General features: G+C 36.0%; 2 protein-coding genes. Both read left to right on the forward strand.

Annotated features, from left to right (window positions below):
* The first annotated feature begins 292 nt into the window (after window positions 1–292).
* Complete coding sequence (locus AC6F8J_RS07610; RefSeq protein WP_500722214.1) at window positions 293–3,643, forward strand: glucoamylase family protein; 3,351 nt, start codon at window positions 293–295, stop codon at window positions 3,641–3,643.
* Window positions 3,644–3,661: 18 nt separating this feature from the next.
* The coding region (locus AC6F8J_RS07615; RefSeq protein ID WP_500722217.1) for a hypothetical protein at window positions 3,662–3,968 on the forward strand (307 nt) is incomplete at its 3' end.

A 3,968-nucleotide genomic window follows, 5' to 3' on the forward strand; every position in this document is an offset into this window, starting at 1 on the left:
TAAAAGGAAGCCTAAAAATGGTATTAGCTTAAATGTGATATCCAAATGGAAAATATTAGATAATTTAAGACGTAGCATAGTCCCTGTATCCAAAACACTTTTCATTATCATAAATTTAGCAGTTATGCCCAAGGTTTTTTATTTGTGGCTACCCTTAGTTTTCTTTTCTGACATACTCAATTTCGCGTCTCTACTATACGCAATAATTTCACAAAAAATCAATAGACCTCAGTTTACCATTGTTTATAAGGGTTTATTTAAAGAGATCATGTTAATGTTTGAAAGAGCATTTATGGAGCTTGTAATTACACCATATAGGGCTCAGATAGCTACAGATGCAATCATGAGAACAGTCTTTAGAGTGCTCATCAGTCAAGAAAAAATGCTGAAGTGGAATACATCAGAAAATGAAGATGCTTCAGTTGTAAATACATTAAGAGGTTATTTCTTTAATATGTTTAGTGCGATTATTGTGGCTATAGTTTTAGTAGGACTATTAATAGTGCAGACAGTTCATCCGTTAGCAATAGCCATCTATGGTGCCTTAGCACTTGCTTGGGGGATGTCTTTTTTGATGGCCTATCGTATGAGCCAACCAAGAGAAGGCCGACTCATAAAGGGAGCGCAAGAGGATCGGGAACTTCTTCTAGAGACAGCTCGAAGAACCTGGCTTTTTTTCAAAGATCATGCAACAAAAGACAATAACTATTTATGTCCGGATAATTATCAGTATGCACCTAAAGAAAAACTATCTAGCAAAACCTCTCCAACAAATATTGGTCTTCAACTCCTAGCCACGCTATCTGCAAGAGACTTTGGCTTTGAGACTTTAAGTAGCATGATTACCCATGAAGAAAGATTATTGGAGACGATCGGCACTCTGCCGAAGTGGAAAGGTCATCTTTATAATTGGTATAACACGAGTACTCTTGAAATATTACAACCGGATTATATATCTACGGTAGATAGTGGAAACTTTTTTGGGCATCTTATAGCCCTAAAAAACGGTATTTTAGAACAGCTAGATACACCTATTTTTACGACACATCTAATCTCGGAGCTTAGACACACATTAAAAACAAGTCAAACAAATATGTTATTAAAAGATGATTACGGTACAATAGGAGAGTTTTCAAAGGATCTTTCGGACATAAGAGCGCTTATAAAAAGCAATGAACAGAAATTGGATGGGCCTTCTCATAGTATAGAAGAACTGCTAAGCAGTTTAGATATAATCATAAACGAGGCAGAAATATTTAACTTAGAAGATATTCCCTTCTTGGGTTGCCCTACCTTAGGACAGCTGGCACTAGAAGATAATGATGCTGCAAAGGATATGTTTAGTAGAATAAATGTGATTGGCAATACAATAGATTCTATGCTTAAAGAAGCTGAGTTTAGATTTTTATACAATGAAAAACGATTACTATTTCATATCGGTTATCATGTATCATCTCAAACAAAAGATGCCGGTTGTTACGACTTGATGGCTTCAGAATCATCACTAACGAGTTTTATAGCCATAGCCAGGGGCGAGGTGCCCTTAAAACATTGGAGTAAGTTGGGTCGTCCCTTTACCATGATCGATGGCTTGCCTTGCTTTGTATCTTGGAGCGGCACGATGTTTGAATACCTTATGCCAAACCTAGTCATGAAAGAGTATGATGGCTCAGTATATGCTGAAACATCTAAAGCTGCAGTACTACAGCATATTAATTATGCTAAGCATATGTCCATACCTTGGGGCATATCTGAGTCACAGTATTATCGATTTGACTTGGACGCTAACTATCAATATAAGGCATTTGGTATACCTAAACTTCGTCTGCAACCGGCTCTCAAAGAGCCCTTAGTAGCAGCGCCATATGCTACATTTCTTGCTCTTGAATATGCAAGTGAGGAAGCTATGTCGAACCTTCGAAGAATGTCAGACTTAGGTGCTTTTGGTGCGTATGGTTATTATGAGGCAATCGATTTTAATGGTCCGGATCCGGAGTATGAGACACCTTATTGTATCGTTCGATCATTTATGGCCCATCATCAAGGCATGAATCTTGTAGCAATTAATAATTTTTTGAACAATGGCATCATGCGTACGAGATTCCATTCAGAAGCTATGGTAAAAGCCACCGAGGTATTGCTTGAGGAAAAACGCCAATCTCATTTTATATCTATAGCCAAGAGAGGCTACACGATAAAAATTAGAAAAGTGGAATTGGAAGAAGATGTATTGAGTAACCGTTATGTCAATAGCACAGCACCAAAAATCACCGTTGCTAGGTATTTTAGTAATAACAACTACTCACTTATGATTACATCAGATGGGGATGGGTTTAGTAGCTACAAAGATATTATGCTCTATAGATGGCGATCAGATCGCTATGCCAATACAGGAAATTATATTTATATTAAAGATATGAAGGGACATGCATTTTGGAGTGCAACTTACAATCCCACAAGAAAAGAACCGGATGATTACGAAGCTATATTTCATCCTCATAAGGCTGAATTCAAGAGAACAGATGGCGATATAATTTCCCATACTGAAGTAAGTCTTTCTTCAAATTACAACCTTGAGATTCGAAAAGTAACCTTGACCAACAATGGAAAAGATATTAAAGAATTAGAATTAACTAGTTATATAGAAGTGGTAGGTGATAAGTTCCTTGATGAACTGAGCCACCCTGCTTTTAATAAACTTTTTATTGAAAGTGAGTTTTTAGAAGAACAAAGTATTTTCTTATCGAGTAGGCGGGGAGATAAAGAAGGCCATAACCCATATCTGATTCATATGGTAAAAACAGACGCTAATATGACGAAGAGTGTTGCATACGAGAATGATCGGCTAAAATTCATAGGTAGGAATAATACCTTAATAAATCCAGATACTGTTGTGGATAGTATATTACTTTCTAACAGCACTGGTTTTTGTAATGACCCTATAATGAGCCTTAGGGTAAATATTTCTTTGGCAGAAGGAGAATCGGCATCTGTTTCATTTATAACAGGTGTGAGTAAAAATAAAGAAGAAGCTATCTTAATAAGTGATGAACTGAGTATTGATTATAGAATAGACGACGTATTTGAAAAATTCAGACTCCAAAGTGAAATTGAACTTAAGTATCTGGATATTTCTAGAAAACAATTGAATGCTTTTCAAGATTTAATAAGTCCACTATTTTATCCCTCAAGTTATTATAGAGGTCCGGCAGAAAACATTAGAAGGAATTGGAAAAACCAAAGCTTCTTATGGAAATTTGGTGTGTCAGGTGACAATCCGATTATGTTGTTAACGGTAAAATCAATAGAATCGGCAAGTGTTGTAAGAGATGTATTAAAAGCTTATGAATACTTAAGAATCAATCAAGTGAAAGTAGACTTAATCATTCTGAGTGAAGCCAAGCACGGATATATGCAAGAACTGAATGATTTGTTAAATGATATGACATCATCTCTTAGAATATATGATGAAAGTAGAGAACGTCCTAGTCTTTTTATACTTCATTCTAATCAAGTCATTCCAGCAGAGCTAGACTTACTCTTCACAGTTGCTAGAATCGTGTTTACTGAAAAGACAGGTATTTATTTTAGAAATATTAAAGAGACATTAAAGGAAATCATCGAAGTAGTAGAAGAAAAATAGAAAAAGGAGGTAAAAAACTTGGATCTTGAAAATGAATATGAATTTTTCAACGGCTTTGGTGGGTTTATAAGAGATGGAAGTGAATATGAAATCCTACTTGAAGGTAAAAACAAGCCACCTGCGCCTTGGATTAATGTAATTGCAAATAAGAAGTTTGGGTTCCATATATCCGAATCAGGTGCCGGATTTACTTGGGCAGGTAATAGTCGGGAGAATAAGATAACACCTTGGTCCAATGATCCGGTTAGCGATAAGGCTTCGGAAGCCATATACATCAAAGATGAAATAAGCGGAAAAGTCATGACACCTACATCCTTAGGTAAAA

The organism is Petrocella sp., assembly GCF_059865615.1.

Coding starts and splice junctions, on each gene's coding strand:
- AC6F8J_RS07610 (WP_500722214.1), top strand. CDS start 293: ATGGAGCTTGTAATTACACCATATAGGGCTCAGATAGCTACAGATGCA.